At 57.3% G+C, this 20,730-nt stretch carries 17 protein-coding genes; 10 read left to right on the forward strand and 7 right to left on the reverse strand.

All coding sequences use genetic code 11. From position 1 onward, the window contains the following. Positions 1-61: 61 nt before the first annotated feature. Positions 62-1,567, reverse strand: a complete 1,506-nt coding sequence (locus ABEA08_RS20995; RefSeq protein WP_345337406.1) for a PH domain-containing protein — start codon at positions 1,565-1,567, stop codon at positions 62-64. A 1-nt stretch (position 1,568) separates the two neighbouring features. Further along, entirely contained in the window at positions 1,569-2,219 is a 651-nt protein-coding gene (locus tag ABEA08_RS21000; RefSeq protein ID WP_345337407.1) for a PH domain-containing protein, read from the reverse strand. Positions 2,220-2,522: 303 nt separating this feature from the next. On the opposite strand from ABEA08_RS21000, the gene ABEA08_RS21005 reads away from it, so the two are divergent. From ABEA08_RS21005 to ABEA08_RS21020, 4 genes are all read left to right on the forward strand, one after another. After that, positions 2,523-2,939 carry a thiol-disulfide oxidoreductase DCC family protein gene (locus tag ABEA08_RS21005; RefSeq protein WP_345337408.1) on the forward strand — a complete coding sequence of 139 codons (417 nt, stop codon included), beginning with the start codon at positions 2,523-2,525 and terminating at the stop codon, positions 2,937-2,939. Further along, positions 2,939-3,703, forward strand: coding sequence for an SDR family NAD(P)-dependent oxidoreductase (locus ABEA08_RS21010; RefSeq protein ID WP_345337409.1), 765 nt, complete (start codon positions 2,939-2,941; stop codon positions 3,701-3,703). The genes ABEA08_RS21005 and ABEA08_RS21010 overlap by 1 nt, the downstream gene beginning before the upstream one ends. A 133-nt stretch (positions 3,704-3,836) precedes the next feature. Further along, entirely contained in the window at positions 3,837-5,384 is a 1,548-nt protein-coding gene (locus ABEA08_RS21015; protein ID WP_345337410.1) for a YjjI family glycine radical enzyme, read from the forward strand. Positions 5,385-5,419: 35 nt separating this feature from the next. Beyond that, complete coding sequence (locus tag ABEA08_RS21020; protein WP_345337411.1) at positions 5,420-6,271, forward strand: YjjW family glycine radical enzyme activase; 852 nt, start codon at positions 5,420-5,422, stop codon at positions 6,269-6,271. Positions 6,272-6,381: 110 nt separating this feature from the next. On the opposite strand, the gene ABEA08_RS21025 is transcribed toward ABEA08_RS21020, so the two are convergent. From ABEA08_RS21025 to ubiG, 5 genes are all read right to left on the reverse strand, one after another. After that, positions 6,382-6,639, reverse strand: coding sequence for a 2Fe-2S iron-sulfur cluster-binding protein (locus ABEA08_RS21025; RefSeq protein WP_345337412.1), 258 nt, complete (start codon positions 6,637-6,639; stop codon positions 6,382-6,384). 1 nt (position 6,640) lies between these two features. Then, a complete protein-coding gene (gene nrdB / locus ABEA08_RS21030; protein ID WP_345337413.1) occupies positions 6,641-7,777 on the reverse strand; it encodes a class Ia ribonucleoside-diphosphate reductase subunit beta in 1,137 nt (378 codons plus the stop codon). A gap of 8 nt (positions 7,778-7,785) precedes the next feature. Then, complete coding sequence (gene nrdA / locus ABEA08_RS21035) at positions 7,786-10,068, reverse strand: class 1a ribonucleoside-diphosphate reductase subunit alpha (RefSeq protein WP_345337414.1); 2,283 nt, start codon at positions 10,066-10,068, stop codon at positions 7,786-7,788. A gap of 301 nt (positions 10,069-10,369) precedes the next feature. Beyond that, positions 10,370-11,035, reverse strand: coding sequence for an HAD family hydrolase (locus ABEA08_RS21040; protein WP_345337415.1), 666 nt, complete (start codon positions 11,033-11,035; stop codon positions 10,370-10,372). Between the two features lie 4 nt (positions 11,036-11,039). Beyond that, positions 11,040-11,753: a bifunctional 2-polyprenyl-6-hydroxyphenol methylase/3-demethylubiquinol 3-O-methyltransferase UbiG gene (gene ubiG / locus ABEA08_RS21045; RefSeq protein WP_345337416.1), complete on the reverse strand. Its 714-nt coding sequence runs from the start codon at positions 11,751-11,753 to the stop codon at positions 11,040-11,042. 184 nt (positions 11,754-11,937) lie between these two features. On the opposite strand from ubiG, the gene gyrA reads away from it, so the two are divergent. The 6 genes from gyrA (at position 11,938) to rpsA (ending at position 20,712) form a co-directional block, all read left to right on the forward strand. Then, a complete protein-coding gene (gyrA, locus tag ABEA08_RS21050; RefSeq protein ID WP_345337418.1) occupies positions 11,938-14,568 on the forward strand; it encodes a DNA topoisomerase (ATP-hydrolyzing) subunit A in 2,631 nt (876 codons plus the stop codon). Positions 14,569-14,623: 55 nt separating this feature from the next. Beyond that, entirely contained in the window at positions 14,624-15,688 is a 1,065-nt protein-coding gene (serC, locus tag ABEA08_RS21055) for a 3-phosphoserine/phosphohydroxythreonine transaminase (RefSeq protein WP_345337420.1), read from the forward strand. Between the two features lie 31 nt (positions 15,689-15,719). After that, a complete protein-coding gene (gene hisC, locus ABEA08_RS21060; protein WP_345337421.1) occupies positions 15,720-16,826 on the forward strand; it encodes a histidinol-phosphate transaminase in 1,107 nt (368 codons plus the stop codon). 21 nt (positions 16,827-16,847) lie between these two features. Further along, positions 16,848-18,137, forward strand: coding sequence for a 3-phosphoshikimate 1-carboxyvinyltransferase (gene aroA, locus ABEA08_RS21065; RefSeq protein WP_345337422.1), 1,290 nt, complete (start codon positions 16,848-16,850; stop codon positions 18,135-18,137). Positions 18,138-18,255: 118 nt separating this feature from the next. Next, positions 18,256-18,948: a (d)CMP kinase gene (gene cmk, locus ABEA08_RS21070; RefSeq protein ID WP_345337423.1), complete on the forward strand. Its 693-nt coding sequence runs from the start codon at positions 18,256-18,258 to the stop codon at positions 18,946-18,948. 93 nt (positions 18,949-19,041) lie between these two features. Then, on the forward strand, positions 19,042-20,712 hold the full coding sequence (gene rpsA / locus ABEA08_RS21075) for a 30S ribosomal protein S1 (RefSeq protein WP_345337424.1): 1,671 nt from the start codon (positions 19,042-19,044) through the stop codon (positions 20,710-20,712). Positions 20,713-20,730 lie beyond the last annotated feature (18 nt).

Below are 20,730 nucleotides of genomic sequence, written 5' to 3' on the forward strand. Positions count from 1 at the left end.
GTAGAATTTCAGTGATCGCTACTGGCGCCTTTGCGCTCCTTTGTCTCTCTGCTTGCTCCCGCTAAATCCAGTTGCCGTTATCCGCTGAGATCAGCGCCAGTGCGCGCTCGGCGATTGCGCGGGCGTCGTTTAGGGGAAGATACGGGATGGTTTGAGCGCCACAGGCGAGGCCCAGCTCTAGGGATGCCAATTGGTTGCGGCGCTGGCTCGGGCTTTGGGTGATGGCCACGTGCTGAACCTTTTGCAGGGCGATTAAGGTCCATTGATGGCCGAGTGCGCCGGAGTGGATCCAGCAGTCGTTGCCTTCGAGCCGATAGCCCCAATTGCGATAGCGTAAGTAGAGAATGCCGCAATACAGCGTGGCACCGAGCCAAAGCAGTAACGTTAGCGGTATTGGCGCGTGCGCCAGCGTGGCCAAAGCGGGGGCAATAAAGGTCAGGGGCCCTCGACGCCAAAACCAACCGATATGGATGCGGTGGTAATGGGTGGGGAGCGCGCTGGCGCGGCTGCTGAGCTGACTGAGTTGCGGCAGGAGGCTGGCAATGTTCTGGCGAAGCAGACTGGGGATCAACATAGGGCGGCTGCCCCGTTGCTCTATCTCACTGCCGGTGACTTGCTTGAAACTCACCGTCCACAGCTTGAGGATGCGGGCCAACAGCGGCTGGCGAAATTGCACCGCTTGAACCCGGTGCAGCGCGAGGACGTCGTGTTGTTTGGCGACTAAGCCGCCGGTGCGATGCAGGGCGTTATCCTGCAGCGTCAGTCGATAGGGGTGGTATTTGAGGACGGCGGAGAGGATGGAGATCAGCGAGAGCAGCAACAGCAGGCCCAGCGCAGCACTGAGCCCCAGCAAGAGCAGGCTGGACAGGGTTTGTGGCTGCAGTTGGTCAAGCCAATGACTGACGCTTTGAAACAGGGCGCTTTGCTGAACGGCGGGTTGATCTAACTGGCCGAAGATCGGGCTGAGGAGTATGGCCAACCAGAGTAAGTTGTTTTGGTAGAAGCCAAACTTGATCAGCGCTGAGGCCGGTGGCTGACTCAGCACCTGGCTGGTTGGGCTCTCCGGGCGGGTGGCGTTCTCTGCGACTTGGGTGGCGTTTTGGCGCGGCGCTGTGCTGATCAGCCGCTGCTTAAGCTGCAGGGCTTGCCGGTAGCTGATGGCGGCGAGCGTTGCTTCGTCCTTTTTCGAGCCGGCGGTTTCAACCACCAGACTGTAGAGCCCCATCGGCCGGTAGTAGAGTGGCTGCTCAAGCCGGACGTTCTGGATCTTATCCAGCGGGATCTCCTGCGCCTTTTTCACTAGCACACCCAGCGTCAGCCCTAGTTTGTCATCGAGCAGGCGAAAACGAAACTTGGCCCACTGAACGACGGCGTACAGCAATACCAGTAGACCGAACCCTGTGCCGATCAGCCCAAGCCAAAACGCACTGAACCCTTGTTGCCAGCCGGCAAACAGCAGGGGAATGAGGGCGTAGCCATTGCTGACGATGCTGCGGATAAAGCTTAGCGAGAAGCTGACGATGGACCAAGCCGACAGGCGGGACCAATGCTCGAATCGACGGGCCATGTTAGCGCTCTGTCCGGTTGTCGCTGGCGTGCGGCGCGGGGGGGAGGGAATCCTCAGTGCGCTGGGCTAGTTCGTTATCCTTGTTAAGCCCGCTTCGGGCCAACAGATGTTGGCGCAATTGCTCGGCTAGCGGAGTGGACAGGCCGGGCAGCTCGATCTCAGCCGCGCCGCTGCCGGCACTGAAGCAGCGCAGTGTGCTGAGCTTGAATCGACGCTCTACGGGTCCCTGCGACAGGCTGATGTGTTGCAGGCGGGTGTAGGGCAGTGAGATCCGGCGCTGCCAGAACACGCCGTATTGCATCAGCAGCTCGTGCTGGCACACACCATAGTGGCGGGTTTTGGCCAGTGCGTGTCGCCACAGCAGCAAGAGGCACATTGCCAGTGCAAAGCCACTGAGCAGGGTCATGGCGATGGCCGCTGGTGGGGTAATGATAAAGACAATCAGGCCGGTAAAGAGCGTGAGTAGCAGAATGACCGGCAGCGCGGTGCTCAGTAGCACCTCCTGCGGATGGGCGGGATCGACCGGCGTCAGTGCGATCTGATCAAATCCTTGCCAGTGTTCGGGCGGCAGCAGCGTGCGGGTGTGTTGGGGCGCGCCGCCAGAGTTTGCATTATCGGGATCGGCTGCGGTGATCTGTGAGGGGTCGGTCATCAAACGGGCTCCGGCGTGGTGTCTTGCTCACTATATCAGTGGCTTAATCTCAGGAGCCAGCACCAAAACGTTGATAAAGATGTCTGCTGCCGATCGCCTTGGATGCCTACATACCTACGTGCCGGTCAACATCAACAACAGCCACGCAGGGCCGGGGAGCCTTTGCACGCGTTGTTAGATCAACGTTTGCCATGGGGTGTGGTTGCGATGATCTGCTTGTTGTTTCCTCTCGTACAAGGCGGTTCAAAACTCGATAAAAGCCGTTTGCCCCGGAGATGAAACGCGGGCAAATAAGGAGGTCACATGGCTGCACGCTTGACCATTTTCAATGACAGCGAGTGCACTTTGTGCAGCAAAGAGATGGCACATCTGATGGCGCGGGATCCATTGCATTTGATCCGCCTGGAACCGCTGGGTCAAGCTGATCTGGCCCAGCGCTACCCTTGGCTCGATATCCGCTGTGCGAACCAAATTTTACATGGCGTCACCGCAGACGGTGAGGTATTGACCGGACTGGATGTAACCCACGCCGCCTGGTCGCTGGTGGGGTTGGGCTGGTTGACCGCGCCGCTGCGCTGGCCGGGCCTTCGCTGGTTTGCCGATAGGGGGTACGGTGCGTTTGCTACTCATAGGCAACGGATCTCCGCTTGGTTTGCCTCTGGCGAGAGATGCCAATGCGGTCAGCGTGGCGGCGAGGCTCCCGGACGGGAGCGGCGCTGATGGCGCATTATGTACTGGTGGTGGGAGCCAGCGGCGGTATTGGCACGGCGGTCTGTCGGGCTTATGCCGAGCGGGCCTCGACCGCCCGCGTTGTTGCCATTAGCCGAACCGGGTTGGATTTTGATCACCCCAAGGTGCGCGCTTTGAGCTGCGATCATCAGCCGGGTTCTATCCGGGCGTTGGTCGAAGCGCATCCCGCTTGGTTTCGCCAGCTCACCCGCGTGGTGATCTGCAACGGTCAGTTGCACAGTGACGACTTTCAGCCGGAAAAACGCATCGAGCAGCTCGACAGTGAGGCGATGATGATGCTGTTTCAGATCAACACCGTCACGCCCATGCTGTACCTCAAAGCCTTGCTGCCTTGCCTACCTCCAGACAATACGTTTCGGCGCGAAAAATTGGCGGCCTCGCTGCACAGTCAACCGCGGATCGTTGTCACTGTGCTGAGCGCCCGAGTGGGCTCGATCACCGACAACCGGGCGGGCGGCTGGTACAGCTATCGCGCTTCCAAAGCCGCACTGAATATGGCGCTGAAAACCGCTGCCATCGAGTGGTGGCGCCGTAATAGTGCAGTGAAGCTGTTGGCGTTTCACCCGGGAACCACGAATACGCCATTGTCCCAGCCGTATCAGTCTCGAGTGCCGCCGGCAAAGTTGTTCAGCACCGATTTTGTGGCGCAAAAGCTCATTGCTCAGATGGACAGGGCCTTGCCGGACGGAGCGTTGTCCTTCGTTGATTGGGCCGGTTGCGACATCGATTGGTAAGCATTGATGGGAAAAGGGCGCCAATTCTTCAGGCTTTTGTTTGCGATGGTGATCAAGTCTGATCCGACTCACGGATGGTTTTATTCAACGGGCGTACAATTCGGCCATCAAAATAAGACGCTAGTGAGTTACTGTGCCGCTCAGATCCCTACATCAGCAGGCGTTAGGCCTGATCCAGAACCCCAACCTGACCCCAAAACAGAAAGAGCTGGCGCTGTATCAGACGCTGGAAGCCAGCTTACCCACCTGTGCGTATCCCGCTGCAGTCTCGGCGGCGGTTGAGCAGGGTCTTCTGCATGAGATGTTCGAAAGCGCTGCGCCGTTTAAGCCGCGTTATCTGTTGCCGGACTACCAGAAAGCGTTCGCGCAGGGCAGTGATTATCTGGAACTCGCGCCGCCGCAAGATCTGGATGAGGCGATCCAGTTTCTGATCATCCTCTATCAAAACGTGCCGTCGGTGACCACGTTCCCGGTGTTTCTGGGCCATCTGGATCAATTGCTTGAGCCCTTTGTCTGCGAGCAGCTTAGCGATCCTCAGTTGGACCGAAAGATCCGCCTGTTCTGGCAGATGATCGATCGCACCGTGCCGGACTCCTTTGCCCACGCCAATTTAGGGCCGAAGGACAGTCGGGTGGGGCGCGCGATCTTGCGCGTCGATGCGGCACTTGGCCAGTCGGTGCCGAACCTGACCTTCCGTTATGAAGCGGGTGTGACGCCGGACGATCTGTTGGCGCAAGTGGGCCAGAACATCATCGATTGCAACAAGCCACACATTGCCAACCATCCAGCCATTGCAGCGGACTTCGATGGCGATTACGCCCAGGTGAGTTGTTATAACTCGTTACATGTTGGCGGTGGCGCCCACACCATGATGCGACTGAATTTGCGCGTTTCGTTTGCGCGTTGTGATGGCAGCGTCGATGACTACATCCGCCGCGTCGTACCTGAGTGTACGGCGTTGATGGTGCAGGCGATGCGCCACCGCATCGATTTTTTGGTGGAGCAGTCCGGCTTTTTCCTGGGCAACTTCCTGGCGACGGAAGGCTTGATCGATCTCAACCGCTTTAGCGCCATGTTCGGGATCTACGGTTTGGCGGAGCTGGTCAATCAATTGATGAAGGCGGGCGGTATGCCGGGGCGTTACGGTCAGGATCCGCAGGCCATGGAACTGGCGGAGCGGATCGTCAGCGCCTACCGCGACGCCATGCGCGGCCATCAGGTGGCGCACTGCCACAACGGCCGGTTGGTGTTTCATTCGCAGTCCGGGATCTCCAGCGACACCGAGGAGACGGCGGGAACCCGTATTCCCATTGGCGAGGAGCCCGATGCGGTCAGCTACATTCGGTATTGTGCGCACCTGCACCGCTATTTCGATGCTGGGATCAGTGACATCTTCGCGTTGGAGCCGACCATCCGTCAGAACCCTCAGGCGCTGACGCGGCTGATCAAAGGCGGCTTTGCTCTGGGGCTGCGCTGTTTTACCGCCAATGTCAGCGATAACGATCTGGTGCGGGTGACCGGCTATCTGGTCAAGCGCTCGGACATTGAAAAATTCCGCGTTGGGGCAGAGCGCCATCAATCGACTTTGCTTGGGGCGGAAGCGGTGGATGTCGCGGGGATCCTCAACCGCCGGGCGCGGGTGATCAGCCATGAAACGGTGCCACTGACGACGTGGTCCTAACCGCGATGGGCGAAACCAGGTGCACCGAGTTGGGCGTGATCAACCGTATCTTGCCGTTTAGCTGTGTTGATGGCCCGGGCAGTCGCATGGTGGTGTTTATGCAGGGCTGCAATATGGACTGCCCCAGTTGCCACAATCCGCAGACCATAGGGCAGTGCAACCATTGTATGAGCTGCGCACCGCACTGCCTTGAGGGCGCTATCGTGGCGAGTCGCGCAGGAGAAAGTGTGCGGCGGCTTCATCTTTGCGCGCAGTGCCGTCAGTGCGATCGCTGTCTTGCTGCCTGTCCACGGGGGGGCGATCCTCGCAGTCGCCAACTGAGCGTGGCGGACTTGGTGACGGAGATCGGCCAGCACGCCATGCTGCTCGATGGCGTCACCTTCTCCGGCGGTGAAGCGACGCTGCAACACCGGTTTTTAGCGCAGGTGTTTACCGCGCTCAGGCGCGAGCCCAATTGCGAGCATTTGTCAGTCTTACTCGACTCCAACGGCTTGTTGTCCGAGCGTCACTGGCCAGAGTTGCTGCGCCAATGCGATGGCGTGATGTTGGATATCAAGGCATTGGATAACGGCTTGCATCGACAGCTCACCGGGCGAAGCAATGTCCGGGTGCTCGACAGCGCGCGCCAGTTGGCACAGGCCAACAAATTGATGGAGTTGCGTTGGCTGGTGATCCAAGACGTTAATGATACAGCGGCCGAGCTTGAAGGTTTGATCGAGCTGATCCGCGGTTTCCCTCACCCCGTGCCGTTGCGTCTTAATGGCTATCGACATCATGGTGTGCGTCAGCAGGGCAAGCAGTGGCCGGAGACCACCGAGCATCGATTAAGCGAGCTGATCGCCTATCTTCGGGCGCAGGGGATCGAGGCGTACAGCGGCCAGCTTTAGATCGATTAAATAAGGTTGTTAAGTGGACGAGCAATAGTTTCGTCAGAACCGTTTAGTGCAACGCGAATGGTGCTGAATGGTCATCCAGTCTGGTCACTGCCAGTCGCTGCTCATGGCGTTATGTCGGCCAGCACCAGATCGGTCAGCGGGGTGCAACAGCAAGGCAGGATCTCGCCGCGCCGGACGTATGCCATCGGCGGCGTCAAGTAACGGACTTCACCGCTGAGCAGTTGGGTCTTGCAGGCGCTGCAGTAGCCTTGCCGACACTCGCTGTAGTGGCCTCGGGGCGTTAAAGAGGCGAGCAATGGCTCGCCTTCTGTGTGCGCCCAAGTGTCGCGCCCTTGGTTGATGCGGTGGCGTTTGTTCACGTTAGAGCTTAAATCCGGCCAGATCGTCGTGATCGATCTCATTGTCGATCTGATTGGTCAGATAGGAGCTCACTTCCACTTCCTGTGGCGCCACTTGGACGGCATCCGACTCCAGCCACTTGCTCATCCAGGGCAGGGGGTTGGTGCGTTTATCGAAGATCGGTTTCAGGCCGATCCCCGCCATGCGTTCGTTGGTGATGAACTCGACGTAATCTTCGATGATCTGCTGATTCAGTCCCATCATGGAGCCGTCTTTGAACAGGTAAGACGCCCAGGCTTTTTCCTGCTCGGCCGCGCGGCGGAAGATCTCAATCGAGTCGGCGTGACATTCCAATGCGATCTCGGCCATGTCGGGATCATCCCGGCCATCGGCCATTAGGTTGAGCATATGCTGGGTGCCCACCAGGTGCAGTTGTTCGTCACGGGCGATCAAGCGAATGATCTTGGCATTGCCCTCCATCTTTTCCCGCTCGGCAAAGGCGAAGGAGCAGGCGAACGAGACGTAAAAGCGCACCGCCTCCAGCACATTGACGGACATTAGGCACAGATAGAGCTTTTTCTTCAGCCCCCGCAGGCTCACGGAGACCGTTTGCCCGTTGATGGTGTGCTCGCCCGGGCCCAATTGCTGGTAGTGCTGGGTGGCGCTGATCAGATCGTCGTAATAACCGCTGATATCGCCGGCGCGCTTGAGGATCTCCTCATTGACGACGATGTCATCAAACACGGTGGCCGGATCCGCCACGATGTTGCGGATAATGTGGGTGTACGAGCGTGAGTGGATGGTCTCGTAGAAAGACCAGGTTTCTATCCAGGTTTCCAGCTCGGGCAGCGAGACCAGCGGCAGCAGTGCCACGTTCGGGCTGCGGCCCTGAATGGAATCGAGCAGGGTCTGATATTTCAGATTGGACAGGAAGATGTGCTTTTCATGCTCCGGCAGCGCGTTGAAGTCGATGCGATCTTGGGTCACATCCACCTCTTCCGGACGCCAGAAGAAGGAAAGCTGCTTCTCGATTAGATCTTCGAAGATCCGATGACGCTGCTGATCGTAGCGCGCCACATTGACCGGGTTACCAAGAAACATCGGCTCCTTGAGCGCGTTGTTGTTTACCCGGGAAAAAGTGCTGTAGTGATGGCTCATGATGGCTCCTAGATCTTGCACGCGCCGCCGGCACAATCGTCCTCGGCTTCGATTTTGGCACTGGTTTGCGAGTCGGTCTGACCGTCCCGGGTGTTTTGGTAATACAGGGTCTTGAGGCCATAGCGGTATGCCAATAACAGATCCTTGAGCAGAACCGTCATGGGCATGCGGTTGCCGTCAAAGCGGCCTGGATCGTAGTTGGTGTTGGCCGAGATCGCCTGATCGACAAACTTTTGCATCAGGCCAACCAACTGCAGGTAGCCGTCGTTGGAGGGAATGTCCCACAGCAGCTCGTATTTATTGGCCAGCTCCTCGATGCCAGGCACCACCTGCTTCATCACCCCGTCTTTGGAGCCCTTGACGCTCACCAGGCCGCGCGGTGGCTCGATGCCGTTGGTGGCGTTGGAGATCTGGCTTGAGGTCTCCGATGGCATCAGCGCGGACAGGGTGGAGTTACGCAGGCCATGCTCCTGAATGTCGGCTCGCAGTTGCTCCCAGTCCAGATGCAGCGGCTCGTCGCAGATCTGATCCAGCGCCTTTTTGTAAGTATCGATCGGCAGTATGCCTTGGGCGTAGGTGGTTTCAGCAAACGCAGGGCAAGCCCCTTTCTCTTTGGCCAGGTTATTGGAGGCCTTGAGCAGGTAATACTGGATCGCTTCAAAGGTCTGATGGGTCAGCGCATTGGCGCTGCCATCGGAGTAGCGCTTGCCGCGCTTGGCCAGGTAGTAGGCGAAGTTGATGACACCGACGCCCAGGGTGCGGCGGTTCATGGTGCTGATCTGTGCCGCTTTGATGGGGTAGTCCTGATAATCGAGCAGGTTGTCCAGGGCGCGTACCGCCAGCTCCGCCAGCTCCTCCAACTCGTCCAGATTGTCGATGGCCCCCAAGTTAAAGGCGGAGAGGGTGCAGAGGGCGATCTCTCCTTGCTCGTCCTCGGTATGGGAGAGCGGCTTGGTGGGCAGGGCGATCTCCAGACACAGGTTGGACTGTTTGATCGGCGCCACCTTGGGATCGAACGGGCTGTGGGTATTGCAGTGATCCACGTTTTGAATGTAGATCCGCCCGGTGCTGGCGCGCTCTTGCATCATAAGGCTAAACAGCTGGATCGCTTTGACGCGCTTCTTGCGAATGCTGTCATCCTGCTCGTATTGGCAGTAAAGCCGCTCGAACTCGACCTGATCGGCGAAGAAGGCGTCGTACAGGCCGGGCACGTCCGAGGGGGAGAACAGGGTGATCTCGCCGCCATCCACCAAGCGCTGATAGAGGGTGTGGTTGATCTGCACGCCATAATCCATATGGCGAATGCGGTTAGCGTCAGTGCCTCGATTGTTCTTCAGCACCAGCAGATCTTCCACTTCCAGGTGCCACAAGGGGTAGAACAGGGTGGCGGCCCCGCCACGGACGCCGCCTTGGGAGCAGGACTTGACCGCGGTCTGGAAGTGCTTAAAGAAGGGCAGCAGGCCAGTATGGAAGGCTTCGCCGCCGCGGATCGGGCTGCCCAGGGCTCGAAGGTTACCGGCATTGATCCCGATCCCGGCACGTTGGCTGACGTATTTGACGATGGAGCTGGAGGTGGCGTTGATGGAGTCCAAGCTGTCGCCACATTCGATCAACACGCAGGAGCTGAATTGACGTGTTGGCGTGCGCACCCCGCTCATGATCGGCGTTGGCAGGGAGATCTTGAACTGGGAGCTGGCGTCATAGAAACGCTTGACGTAGTCCAGCCGGGTGGTTTTGGGGTAGTGCGCAAACAGGCAGGCGGAGACCAGCATGTAGAGGAACTGAGCACTTTCGAACACCTCGCCGGTGACTCGGTTTTGCACCAGGTATTTGCCTTCCAACTGCTTAACTGCGGCGTAGGAAAACTTGGTATCGCGCCAATGATCGATATGGCGGTTGAGCTCGTCGAGTTCATCAAAGCTGTAATCCGCCAAGATATGGGGATCGTAGCGGCCGGTTTCGACCAGCTTGACCACATGATCATACAGGTGCGGCGGCTTGAATTGTCCGTAGGCCTTCTTGCGCAGATGGAACACCGCCAAGCGTGCGGCCAGATACTGATAATCCGGCGCTTCGGCGCTGATCAGATCGGCGGCGGCTTTGATGATGGTCTCGTGGATCGCTTCGGTTTCAATGCCATCGTAGAAATGGATATGGGCGGCTAATTCAACCTGTGAGACAGAGACGTTGTTCAGGCCGTCTGCGGCCCAGTAGATCACCCGGTGGATCTTCTCCAGATCGATAGGTTCCTTGCGACCGTTGCGCTTTGTAACGAGAAGGTTGCTGTTCATTGGGCGCGTTCCTTCGCAGTAGTATTGTTTGCGCTTGTGTTATTAACGTGTGGATACATTGTGGGCAACTACAAGATGTAGTGTTTGTGTGGGTGATGTAGCCAACATAGTGTGCCTGTGCGTGGCATGCAATAGGAACGGCAGAAGAAATTTTCAGCAGTTGGTCAGCAGCGCAGGCGGGGAGCGGAGAGGGCAGCTTAATCGCATTTGTTAATCGTTGTAATCGGAAAAACAAGTTGATTACAAGCTGGGCGGGAATGGGTGGATTCTTGCCCAGCGTGACGAACAGCGAGCGGGAAGATCAGCTCAATCCGACCAGATCCAGGATCGCCAATGGGGATTCAATTGCATGTTGGGCGGGCCAGCGCTCGGGCTGATCCTGTGCGCTGAGATAACCCCATAACGCAACGACCCCGGTCATCCCAGCCCGCTGGGCAGCCACCATGTCCCGCTCAGCATCGCCGATGTAGAGGATCTTCTCCGGCTGGACGCCGATCTGCTCGGCGGCCAGCAACAGCGGCTCTGGGTGCGGCTTAGCAACCGTGAGCGTATCGCCGCTGATCTGGCTTTTGCTGTGGCGAAACAGCGGCCATTCGGCGAGCAAGGGCGTGGTGAGCCAGCCGGGCTTGTTGGTCATGATCCCCCAAGGGATCTGGGCGTGATCCAACGCTTGGATCAGGGCATCGATCTGGTCAAAGGCGCGGGTGTCGACGCTGATCGCCTGGCGATAGGCGTTCAGCAGCGCTGCGCGCAGCGGGGCGACGTCGGTACGAGCATAGTGCGCTCCCAATGCGGCGCCGAGCAGACCGGCGGTGCCGTGGGAGCTGACTTGGCCAGCGGTTGTCATGCTGATCGGCGGATAGCCGTATTGCTGGAGTGCGACGTTGGTGGCCCGGCCGAGATCCGGTGCGGTATCCAGCAGGGTGCCATCTAAGTCAAACAACACCCCTTGATAAGCGTGGGTCATGTTTTCAGGCCTCTGGCTTGGTGGCGTGGATCAGATAATTGATCTTGGTGGAGCGGGTCATGCTGAAGCTTTGGATCAGCGGGTTGTAACGGACGCCATCGGCGTGCTCGGCCCGCAAACCGGCTTGTTCGCACCAACGGATCAGCTCTGAGGGGCGCAGGTACTTGTTGTAATCGTGGGTGCCCTTTGGCAGCACCTTGGCGATCTGCTCGGCGCCGACGATGGTCAACAGGTAGGCTTGTGGCGTCTTGTTGATGGTGGAGAGAAACAGGTGGCCACCGGGCTTGACCATGGCGGCGCAGGCGGCGACGACGGAGGCGGGATCTGGTACGTGCTCGAGCATCTCCATGCAGGTGACCACATCGTATTTGCCAGCAAAGTCGGCGGCGTGTTGCTCGGCGGTGCAGTTGAGGTAGTCGATCTCGACGCCGGACTCGAGTGCGTGCAGGCGGGCCACCTCAAGCGGCTCTTCGCCCATGTCCAGTCCGGTGGTGCGCGCGCCGGCTTTGGCCATCGCTTCACTGAGCAAACCGCCGCCGCAGCCCACATCGACGATCCGCTTGCCAAATAAGCCGTCGCTGTGTTTTTCGATGTAGGCCAGGCGCAGAGGGTTCATTTTGTGCAGGGGGCCGGAATGCCCTTCGGGATCCCACCAGGTGGCGGCCAGTTGCTCAAATTTTGCCACTTCCTTTGCATCAACATTGAGATTTTGTGTCATTTTTATTCGATCTGCCTTGATTGGGTGACTGCCCGCCGATTATATCGGCAGGAGAGGGCCGACGGATAGCGCCTTGAGACTTCTTTTGCCTTTTGCTTGTGTTAGAATCCCAAACCACTGTTTTTACCGGTAGGACCGGGGCGGAAACCACTGTGGTAACCGCTGTGAGGGGATCGAGCATTTTATGACTGATCTGGCCAAAGAAATCACGCCAATCAACATCGAGGAGGAGCTCAAGAGCTCTTACTTGGATTACGCCATGAGCGTAATTGTTGGTCGTGCTTTGCCTGATGTTCGCGACGGACTGAAACCAGTACACCGCCGCGTACTGTTTGCAATGAATGAACTGGGCAACGACTGGAACAAGCCCTACAAGAAATCGGCCCGTGTGGTCGGTGACGTGATCGGTAAATATCACCCACACGGGGATAGTGCGGTTTACGACACCATCGTCCGTATGGCTCAGCCGTTTTCATTGCGCTACACCCTGGTGGATGGCCAGGGCAACTTCGGTTCGGTCGACGGCGACTCCGCTGCAGCGATGCGATACACCGAAGTGCGCATGGACAAGATCGCCCACCAATTGTTGGCGGACTTGGATAAGGATACCGTGGACTACGTGCCGAACTACGACGGCACTGAGCAGATCCCAGCGGTACTGCCCACCCGGGTGCCGAACCTGCTGGTCAACGGTGCCTCCGGTATTGCGGTTGGTATGGCGACCAATATCCCACCTCATAACTTGAATGAGGTGGTGGATGGCTGCTTGCACCTGATCGATAACGAAAACGCCACCATCGATGAGCTGATTGAGATCATCCCGGGTCCGGATTTTCCGACCGGCGGGATCATCAATGGCCGCAAGGGGATCTTCGACGCGTACCGTACCGGTCGCGGCAAGATCTACGTGCGCGCGCTGACCGAGGTAGAAACCGATAAGAACAACCGTGAAGCGATCATCGTTAACGAACTGCCTTATCAGGTGAACAAGGCGCGTCTGATCGAAAAGATCGCCGAACTGGTCAAAGACAAGAAGATCGAAGGGATCAGCGGTCTGCGTGATGAGTCCGATAAAGACGGTATGCGTATCGTTATCGAGCTCAAGCGCAACGAAGTGCCAGAAGTGGTGCTGAACAACCTGTATGCGCAGACGCAAATGCAGACCGTGTTCGGTATTAACATGGTCGCCTTGACCAATGGCCAGCCGAAGATCTTCAACCTGAAAGAGACGCTGGAAGCCTTTGTTCGCCATCGCCGTGAAGTGGTGACCCGTCGTACCGTGTATGAGCTGCGCAAAGCGCGTGACCGTGCTCATATCTTGGAAGGCTTGGCGATCGCTCTGGCCAATATCGATCCTGTGATCGAGTTGATCCGTAACGCCGCTACGCCGGCAGAAGCGCGTGAAGCGCTGCTGTCGCAGGGGTGGGATCTGGGCAACGTTGCAGCGATGCTGGAGAAAGCCGGTGATGACGCGGCGCGCCCTGAGTGGCTGGAGCCGGAATACGGCATTCGCGATGGCCAGTACTTCCTGACCGAAGAGCAGGCGAAGGCGATCCTGGATCTGCGTCTGCACAAGCTGACCGGTCTGGAGCACGAGAACATCCTGGACGAGTACCGTGAACTGCTTAAGCAGATCGCGGAGCTGCTGCATATCTTGGCCTCGACCGAGCGACTGATGGAAGTGATCCGCGAAGAGCTGGAGGAGGTGAAAGCCAACTTTGGTGATGAGCGTCGCACCGAGATCAGCGCGTCTTCCGCCGACATCTCAATGGAAGATCTGATCACCCAGGAAGATGTGGTGGTGACCCTGTCCCACGAAGGCTACGTGAAGTATCAGGCTTTGGCCGATTACGAAGCGCAGCGCCGTGGGGGTAAGGGTAAAGCCGCGACGAAGATGAAGGATGAAGACTTCATCGAGCGCTTGCTGGTGGCCAACACCCACGACACCATTCTGTGTTTCTCCAGCATCGGTAAGGTGTACTGGATGCGGGTGTTCCAACTGCCGTTGGCCAGCCGTACGGCACGGGGACGTCCTATCGTTAACCTGTTGCCGCTGGGCGAAGGTGAGCGGATCACCGCGATCCTGCCGGTCGCCGAGTACTCCTCGGACAAACACATCCTGTTCGCGACTGCCAAAGGCACCGTGAAGAAGACGGCGTTGGATGCGTACAGCCGCCCACTGTCTTCCGGGATCCGGGCGATCAACCTGGCCGATGACGATGAACTGATCGGCGTCGACATCACCCATGGTGATGACGAGGTGATGCTGTTCTCTGATGCGGGCAAGGTGGTGCGCTTTAATGAGGATCAGGTTCGCTCCATGGGTCGTACCGCGACGGGTGTTCGTGGTATTAACCTGGATGGCGTGGATCGCGTGGTCTCCTTGATCGTCCCTCGCGGCGATGGGGCCATCCTGACCGTGACCGAAAACGGTTACGGTAAGCGGACCGAGCAGGCCGAGTACCCGACCAAGAGCCGGGCGACCAAAGGGGTGATCTCCATCAAGGTGTCTGATCGTAACGGCCCGGTTGTCGGCGCCGTTCAGGTCAATGAAAACGATGAGATCATGATGATCAGTAATCGTGGCACCTTGGTACGTACCCGGGTTTCTGAGGTCTCCGAGGTGGGTCGAAACACCCAAGGGGTGATCTTGATCCGGACTGCGGACGGCGAACAGGTGGTCGGCTTGCAGCGGATCGACGAAGTGGATGAGGATGAAACCGAGGTACTCGAAGGCGAAGCCATTGAGAGCTCGGACGAAACCGAACGCACTGAGACAACCGGCGAGCAGCCGGGTGAGCAAGACCAGCAGTAATCACTGTTGAAACAGGCGCCCTTGTGGCGCCTGTTTTGTTTTTAGGAAAAGGAACATGACCGTATATAACTTCTGTGCAGGCCCGGCAATGTTGCCAGCGGACGTGATGCGCAGCGCCCAACAGGAATTTCTTAACTATCAGCAGCTGGGGGTATCCGTAATGGAGATCTCTCATCGCAGCGCTGAGTACATGGCTGTCGCAGAGGAAGCGGAGCAAAACCTGCGCGATCTGATGGTGATCCCCGATGAGTATGCCGTGTTGTTTATGCACGGTGGCGCCCGTGGTCAGTTTTCAGCGATCCCACTGAATCTATTGGGGCAGGGCGAAGCGCTCTACTTACTCAATGGCCAGTGGTCGGTTGCGGCAGCCAATGAGGCGGATAAGTTCGGCGCGGTCGTTCGCCGTGATCTGCGCACTGAGCAAGGCCCGTTGGATCTGTCTTTAATCGGTGACACGGCGGGCTTCAGCTACGTGCATTACTGTCCGAATGAGACGGTGGATGGCGTTGCTATGCATGACATTCCACAAGTGGATAGCCCACTGGTGGCCGATATGTCCTCCTGCATTTTGGGGCGCGAACTGGATGTGTCTAAGTTTGCCTTGATCTACGCTGGCGCTCAGAAAAATGTTGGACCGGCCGGCTTAGCCATCGTAATCGTGCGAAAGGACCTGCTGGGTCAGGCCGATCCGAAAACCCCCGCGATCCTAGATTACGCCTTAGCGCAGAAGACTGACTCGATGTACAACACGCCGCCGACGTTTGCCTGGTATCTGTCCGGCGAGGTGTTTAAGTGGATCAAGCAGCAAGGCGGTGTGGCCGCCATGCAACAACGCAACCGCACTAAAGCCGATGCCTTGTACCAATTTATTGACGCCAGTGACTTTTATCGAAATGAGATCGCGGCGGATTTTCGTTCAGAGATGAATGTAACCTTCCAACTGCACGACGATGAGCTCAATAAGCGCTTCGTGCGTGAAGCGGAGGCCGCCGGCTTAAAAGCGCTGGAAGGTCATCGCATGGTCGGCGGGATGCGGGCCAGTATCTACAACGCGATGCCGTTGGAGGGGATCCACGCCCTGATCGACTTTATGGAGCGGTTTGAGAAGGCTCATCGTTAATTAACGATCTCTCAGGAAAGAGGAAAAGGATTTGGCAATTGATCTGAATGCCCTGGCGAACCCGGGCGTCACCGGGTTACACCCCTATCAGCCGGGCAAGCCCATCGAAGAGCTTGAGCGTGAGCTGGGGATCAACAACATCGTTAAGCTGGCCTCCAATGAAAACCCATTGGGGCTGAGTGCCAAGGCGCAGCAGGCGATCCAGCAAGCGACGTCGGATCTGACCCGCTATCCCGATGCCAACGGCTTCTACCTTAAACAAGCGCTGGCCGAGATCCTTCGCTGTGACACGGCGCAACTGACCTTAGGCAACGGCTCCAACGAAGTGTTGGAGATCCTGTTTCGGACCTTTGTTTCACCCGGCGATGAGGTGATCTTCGATGCCCACGCCTTCATCGTCTATGCCTTGTTAACCCAGTCCAGTGGCGCCACGGCGAGAGCGATCCCATCACTAGATTGGGGGCATGATCTCGATGCCATGTTGGCGGCGATCAATGACAAGACGCGATTGATCTGCATTGCCAATCCGAATAACCCGACCGGAACCTATCTGGAGCCCGAGCAATTGTCGGCGTTTTTGCAGCAGGTGCCGGAGCAGGTGCTGGTGGTGCTGGATGAGGCCTACTTTGAGTATGTGCCAGCCGAGCGTCGCGCCGCCTCGGTTGAATGGCTGCAGCGCTATCCCAACCTGTGCATCACCCGAACCTTTTCCAAAGCCTACGGCTTAGCCGGGTTAAGGATCGGTTATCTGATCAGCAGTGCGGAGATGGCGGGCTTGCTTAATCGGGTTCGGGAACCGTTTAACTGTAACAGCCTGGCATTGGCCGCGGCGACGGCATCGCTGGTCGATCAGGATTATGTGCAACGGAGCGTGGCGTTGAACCAGAGCGAAATGGCGCGATTTGAGCGTTATTTCGCGGCAAAAGGGATCAATTACATCGCCAGTTTGGGCAACTTTATTACGGCAGAACTCCAGCCCGCATCGCAGATCTATCAAGCGTTGCTGGAGCAGGGGGTTATCGTACGGCCAATTGGCGGGTATGGTATGCCGAACCACCTACGGATCAGCGTCGGCTTACCGGAGGAGAATGACCGGTTTATGACCGCCTTGGAGGCGGTTCTTAGTGACACACAATAATCAGAACAACGCTGGAGTAGTATGAAGCAGTTAATCCTGGATCCCATTAACCACGTCGAAGGGGAGATCCGCCTGCCGGGCTCGAAGAGCATCTCGAATCGCGCCTTGTTGTTGGCGGCGATGTCCCAAGGCACGACTACCTTGACCAACTTGCTCGACTCTGACGATATCCGTCATATGTTGAACGCCCTAAAGCAATTGGGAGTTGAGTATGACTGGCAGCCTGAGCTGCGTCAGATCACCGTTGTCGGTCAGGCGGGACACATCGCCCAGGCCGAGAGTGCTGAGGTGATGGAACTGTATCTGGGCAACGCAGGCACGGCCATGCGTCCATTGTGTGCGGCATTAACCGCAGGTAAGGGACACTTTGTACTGACCGGCGAGCCGCGGATGAAGGAGCGGCCCATCGGCCACTTGGTTGATGCCTTACGTCCGCTGGGCGCCAAGGTGGAATACCTCGAGCAGGAAGGGTACCCGCCATTGACAATCGAGGCGGGGAAGTTGTTGGGCGGCTCGATCAAGATCGACGGCAGCATCTCCTCTCAGTTCCTGACGGCCGTGTTGATGGCGGCGCCGCTGTGTCAGGACGATCTGCACATCGAGATGATCGGCGATCTGGTGTCCAAGCCTTACATCGATATTACCATTGCCCTGATGGCTCGGTTCGGTGTGGTGGTGGAGAACCAGGATTACCAACGTTTTGTGGTGAGAAAGGGTCAAGCTTACCTCAGCCCAGGCCAGTTTATGGTCGAAGGGGATGCCTCCTCGGCGTCTTATTTCCTCGCGGCGGGCGCGCTGGGGGGAGGGCCGGTTACCGTACATGGCGTCGGGCGGGCGAGCCTGCAGGGCGACAAGTACTTTGCCGATGCCTTGGCGGCTATGGGAGCACAGATCGAGTGGCATGACGATAAGATCGTGGCACGGGGTGCGCCGCTAAAAGGGATCGATATGGACATGAACCACATTCCAGATGCGGCCATGACGATTGCGACCACCGCCTTGTTCGCCTCGGGCCCGACCCGGATCCGTAATGTCTACAACTGGCGGGTCAAGGAAACCGACCGTCTGGCGGCGATGGCTACCGAATTGCGCAAAGTGGGCGCCACCGTCGAAGAGGGCGAAGACTACATTGTGGTAACGCCTGTCGCCTCACTGCGCCATGCAGCGATCGATACCTACAATGATCACCGTATGGCGATGTGTTTTGCTCTGCTCGCCGTGGGGGGCCAGAGCGTGACTATCAATGATCCCGATTGTACGGCGAAAACTTTTCCGGATTATTTTGAAAAACTTCAAGATATCAGCAGTTAAATAAAAATTGTTGTAGGTTTTTCTGCGAAGGCGGGGGCGTTTATGTATAATGCCCCCGCCTTTTTGGTCGGAGCATTCGTCCTTGAGTGTTCTGTGATTGAATTTTTGGAGGATAACTATGCCTGAACAGGCACCGGTTATTACCATCGATGGCCCAAGCGGCGCTGGCAAAGGGACCATCTGCCAGTTGTTAGCGGGTCGGCTGGGCTGGCATCTGCTAGACTCTGGCGCAATTTATCGGGTGCTTGCGCTGGCCGCGCTGCATCACGACGTCGAATTGGAAAACGAGGATGCGCTGGCGCTGCTGGCCGCGCATCTGGATGTGCAGTTCAACCCGTCTGAGGACGGCGTGCGAGTGGTCCTGGAAGGCGAAGACGTCTCCAGCGACATTCGCAGTCAGGACTGCGCCAATGCAGCATCAAAAGTGGCGGCTTTGCCACGGGTGCGCGAGGCGCTGCTGCGTCGTCAGCGTGGCTTCCGCCAGTCTCCGGGCCTGATCGCCGATGGGCGAGACATGGGAACCGTGGTGTTCCCTCAGGCCGAAGCTAAAATTTTCTTAACTGCCAGTGCAGAAGAGCGTGCCGAACGCCGCTTCGCCCAGTTGAAGGAAAAGGGCTATGATGTTAGCATTGACCGCCTTTTAGTCGAGATCCGCGAACGGGATGACCGTGATGCCAACCGCAAGGTGGCGCCACTGAAGCCTGCGGCGGATGCGCTTGAAGTTGATACAACGGGGATGGCTATCGACCAGGTTCTGGATACGGTACTCAGCCACGTCGTAAAAAGTTTGGATCAAGTCAAACCGGCTTGAACCATTGGAGTCTGCGTCAAGGATGAGGCAGGCAAAGGACAATAACCCCGCGTCCAGGATGGCCGTGGATGACCTCTATTATTAAGTATTTACATGACTGAATCATTTGCTCAACTGTTTGAAGAGTCCTTAAACACTCTGGAAACCCGTCCGGGTGCCATTGTTAAAGGTACTGTAATCGCCATCGAAAACGGCATCGTATTGGTAGACGCGGGCCTGAAGTCCGAATCTCCAATCCCTGCTGAGCAGTTCAAGAACGCCAAAGGCGAGCTGGAAATTGCTATCGGCGATATGGTAGACGTTGCTCTTGACGCTATCGAAGACGGTTTCGGTGAGACTCAACTGTCTCGCGAAAAAGCCAAGCGCCACGAAGCTTGGGTTCGTCTGGAAAAAGCCTACGAAGACCAAGAGACTGTTACCGGTGTTATCAACGGTAAAGTTAAAGGTGGTTTCACTGTTGAGCTGGACGGCATCCGTGCCTTCTTGCCTGGTTCTCTGGTTGACGTTCGTCCAGTTCGCGATACCGCGCACCTGGAAGGCAAAGACCTGGAATTCAAAGTGATCAAGCTGGACCAGAAGCGCAACAACGTTGTTGTTTCCCGTCGTGCAGTGATCGAATCTGAAAACAGTGTTGAGCGTGAGCAGCTGCTGGAAAACCTGGCCGAAGGTCAGGAAGTGAAAGGTATCGTTAAGAACCTGACCGACTACGGCGCGTTCGTAGATCTGGGCGGCGTTGACGGCCTGCTGCACATCACCGACATGGCTTGGAAGCGCGTTAAGCACCCAAGTGAAATCGTTAACGTTGGTGACGAGATCAACGTTAAGGTTCTGAAGTTCGATCGTGAGCGTACTCGCGTATCTCTGGGTCTGAAGCAGCTGGGCGAAGATCCATGGGTATCCATCGCTAACCGCTACCCAGAAGGCGCTCGCCTGACCGGTCGCGTGACCAACCTGACTGACTACGGTTGCTTCGTTGAAATCGAAGAAGGCGTTGAAGGTCTGGTACACGTTTCCGAAATGGATTGGACCAACAAGAACATCCACCCATCTAAGGTTGTTAACCTGGGTGACTCTGTGGAAGTTATGGTTCTGGACATCGACGAAGAGCGTCGTCGTATCTCCCTGGGTCTGAAGCAGTGTAAGTCCAACCCATGGGAAGACTTCTGCCAGAACTTCAACAAGGGCGATAAGGTTTCCGGTAAGATCAAGTCTATCACTGACTTCGGTATCTTCATCGGCCTGGAAGGCGGCATCGACGGTCTGGTTCACCTGTCCGACATCTCTTGGGCTGCTAACGGCGACGAAGCCGTTCGTGACTTCAAGAAGGGCGACGAAATCGACGCAGTAGTACTGTCCGTTGACCCAGAGCGCGAGCGCATCTCCCTGGGTGTTAAGCAGATCGAAGAAGATCCGTTTAACAAGTACCTGTCCGATAACAAGAAAGGTGCTATCGTTGTAGGTACCATCACTGCTGTTGACGCCAAAGGCGCCACCGTAGAGCTGGGCGAGAACGCTGAAGGTTACATCCGTGTAGCTGACATCTCTCGCGACCGTATCGAAGATGCGAGCACCGTTCTGAACGCGGGTGAGCAGGTTGAAGCGAAGATTATGGGCGTAGACCGTAAGAACCGCACCATCAGCCTGTCCATCAAAGCGAAGGACGAAGCGGAAGAGAAAGAAGCAATCGACGCGCTGAACCAGAAAGACGAAACCGTCTTCTCCAGCGCCATGGCTGAAGCTTTCAAAGCTGCACGCAACGACTAATCGCCTGCAGTTTAGAGG

It is taken from the genome of Ferrimonas pelagia (assembly GCF_039543565.1).
GTDB classification, from domain to species: domain Bacteria; phylum Pseudomonadota; class Gammaproteobacteria; order Enterobacterales; family Shewanellaceae; genus Ferrimonas; species Ferrimonas pelagia.

Bases quoted from the DNA above. Each gene is read 5' to 3' on its own strand.
- rpsA (WP_345337424.1), top strand. From the start codon at position 19,042: ATGACTGAATCATTTGCTCAACTGTTTGAAGAGTCCTTAAACACTCTG.
- ABEA08_RS21010 (WP_345337409.1), top strand. From the start codon at position 2,939: ATGGCGCATTATGTACTGGTGGTGGGAGCCAGCGGCGGTATTGGCACG.
- ABEA08_RS21005 (WP_345337408.1), top strand. From the start codon at position 2,523: ATGGCTGCACGCTTGACCATTTTCAATGACAGCGAGTGCACTTTGTGC.
- nrdB (WP_345337413.1), bottom strand. From the start codon at position 7,777: ATGAGCCATCACTACAGCACTTTTTCCCGGGTAAACAACAACGCGCTC.
- ABEA08_RS21000 (WP_345337407.1), bottom strand. From the start codon at position 2,219: ATGACCGACCCCTCACAGATCACCGCAGCCGATCCCGATAATGCAAAC.
- aroA (WP_345337422.1), top strand. From the start codon at position 16,848: ATGAAGCAGTTAATCCTGGATCCCATTAACCACGTCGAAGGGGAGATC.
- ABEA08_RS21040 (WP_345337415.1), bottom strand. From the start codon at position 11,035: ATGACCCACGCTTATCAAGGGGTGTTGTTTGACTTAGATGGCACCCTG.
- ubiG (WP_345337416.1), bottom strand. From the start codon at position 11,753: ATGACACAAAATCTCAATGTTGATGCAAAGGAAGTGGCAAAATTTGAG.
- serC (WP_345337420.1), top strand. From the start codon at position 14,624: ATGACCGTATATAACTTCTGTGCAGGCCCGGCAATGTTGCCAGCGGAC.
- ABEA08_RS20995 (WP_345337406.1), bottom strand. From the start codon at position 1,567: ATGGCCCGTCGATTCGAGCATTGGTCCCGCCTGTCGGCTTGGTCCATC.
- cmk (WP_345337423.1), top strand. From the start codon at position 18,256: ATGCCTGAACAGGCACCGGTTATTACCATCGATGGCCCAAGCGGCGCT.
- gyrA (WP_345337418.1), top strand. From the start codon at position 11,938: ATGACTGATCTGGCCAAAGAAATCACGCCAATCAACATCGAGGAGGAG.
- nrdA (WP_345337414.1), bottom strand. From the start codon at position 10,068: ATGAACAGCAACCTTCTCGTTACAAAGCGCAACGGTCGCAAGGAACCT.